This window comes from Steroidobacter sp. (assembly GCF_036402275.1).
Lineage (GTDB): Bacteria > Pseudomonadota > Gammaproteobacteria > Steroidobacterales > Steroidobacteraceae > Steroidobacter.
In genome coordinates this window covers 1-1,771 of record NZ_DASWTF010000038.1, presented here as the reverse complement: position 1 = coordinate 1,771, position 1,771 = coordinate 1, and the positions used below count along the sequence as shown (strand labels likewise).

The window sequence follows — 1,771 nt, the reverse complement described above, 5'->3', positions numbered from 1 at the left end:
CGCACGAGGCCGGCCTCGACGTCGCGCGCGTGCATTCCGGCGATCCATCGCTCTACGGCGCGATCGCCGAACAGATGCGCCGGCTCGACGCGCTCGGCATTCCCTACGACGTGACTCCGGGCGTGCCCGCGTTCGCGGCGGCGGCAGCGGCGCTGCGCACTGAACTGACCCTGCCGGAGATCAGCCAGACCGTGATCCTCACGCGCACGGCCGTGCGCGCGACGCCGATGCCGGAAGGCGAAGACCGTGCAACAGTGGCGCGCAGCGGCGCCACCCTGGCGATCCACCTCTCGATCAACAATCTCGCAAGTATCGTGCGCGACCTGGTGCCGCACTACGGCGCGGATTGCCCGGTCGTTATCGCCTATCGCGTGAGCTGGCCCGACGAGATGTTCCTGCGCGGCACGCTCGGCGACATCCGCGAGCAGGCGAAGGCCGCCGGCATCACGCGGACGGCACTGATCCTCGTCGGCCGTGCACTCGGCGCTTCGGAATTTTCAGACAGCCGACTTTACGCCGAAGAACATCACCACGTGCTGCGCCCGCGCAAGGACGCGCAGGTCGGCTAGGACGAATCGACATTCAGCGCATCCAGATCATGGCGCTGGCCAAGTAGAGGGCTGAGAGGAAGTAGACAGCGCGCCGGTCGTAGCGGGTGGCGATGCGCCTGAAGTGCTTCAGCTTGTTGAAGAAGCGTTCGATGCGATTGCGCAGTTTGTAGGCGGTAGCGTTGTGTGGGATGGCGACGGTGCGGCTGCGCGTCGAGGGGATCACCGCTTCAGCCCCGCGCTCGGCGATGAGGTTGCGCACGGCGTTGGTGTCGTAGGCTCGATCGGCAATCACGCCATCGGCGTCCACGCCGTCCAGCAGGTCCGGTACAGTCGTGACATCGTGGGCCTGACCAGCCGTCAGGATGAAGCGCACGGGCCGACCCTGTGCGTCGGCCAGGGTGTGGATCTTGGTCGTCAATCCTCCTCGGGAACGCCCCATAGCCTGGTTTTGGGCCCCCCTTTTCCGCTCGCCGCTTGCTGGTGAACGCGAACCAAGGTGCTATCCAGCATCAGATATCGGTTGTCGGGATCGCCAACCAGGGAGGCAAAGACCCTCTCCCAGACGCCGGCCTTGGCCCAACGGGTGAAGCGCTTGTGCACGCTCTTCCACTTGCCGTAGCGCTCGGGCAGGTCCTGCCAGTGCGCGCCGGAGCGCAAGACCCACAAAACGCCGTTCACGAAGAGCCGGTTGTCAGTGCCGGTTCGTCCTGGATCGCCGGGTTTACCGGGCAGTAGTTCGCAAATCCGCCGCCACTGCGCCTCTGACAGCTCGTATCGGCCAACCATCCATGGGACTCCAGATTCGTGAATCTGGAGTCCCATGAATCACATATTCGACCAGCCGTGAATCCTGAATGTCGATTGAACCTAGAGCAGCGTGAGCTGGTCGCCGGGAGCCGGCGGCGGCCGGAAACGCGTGAGGTCGAGGGACCAGTCGTTCTTGTTGAACCCGAGGCGCTCGCAGGCGAGGCGGTGGCGCTTGGCGATGAGCTCGGCATAGGTGCCGGTGCCGCGCATCCGCGTCCCGAAATTCGGATCATTCAGCTTGCCGTCGCGCACCTGGCGCACCAGGCTCAGCACGTGTTTCGCCTTGCCGGGCGCATGCGTCTCCAGCCACTGTGCGAACAGGTCTTTGATCTCGAACGGCAAGCGCATGACCGTGTAGCCGGCGGACTGGGCGCCTGCCGCGCGGCCGGCCTCGAGCAGCCGCTCGATCTCCC

2 protein-coding genes and 1 pseudogene are annotated in these 1,771 nt (G+C 65.5%); 1 reads left to right on the top strand and 2 read right to left on the bottom strand.

What is annotated here, in order from left to right:
• A partial coding sequence (locus tag VGD45_RS24350) for a cobalt-precorrin-4/precorrin-4 C(11)-methyltransferase (protein ID WP_331157972.1) occupies positions 1-569 on the top strand: 569 nt, incomplete at its 5' end.
• Between the two features lie 13 nt (positions 570-582).
• Here VGD45_RS24350 and VGD45_RS24345 read toward each other — a convergent pair.
• Together VGD45_RS24345 and VGD45_RS24340 are read right to left on the bottom strand one after the other, a co-directional pair.
• Positions 583-1,337 (bottom strand): IS5 family transposase gene (locus VGD45_RS24345; protein ID WP_331157971.1). Its coding sequence is split into 2 segments (ribosomal slippage): positions 583-1,004 and positions 1,004-1,337, totalling 756 coding nucleotides; the frame shifts between segments, so codons are not numbered across the junction.
• Between the two features lie 81 nt (positions 1,338-1,418).
• Positions 1,419-1,771 (bottom strand): annotated as a pseudogene (locus tag VGD45_RS24340) (radical SAM protein); the annotation flags it as partial.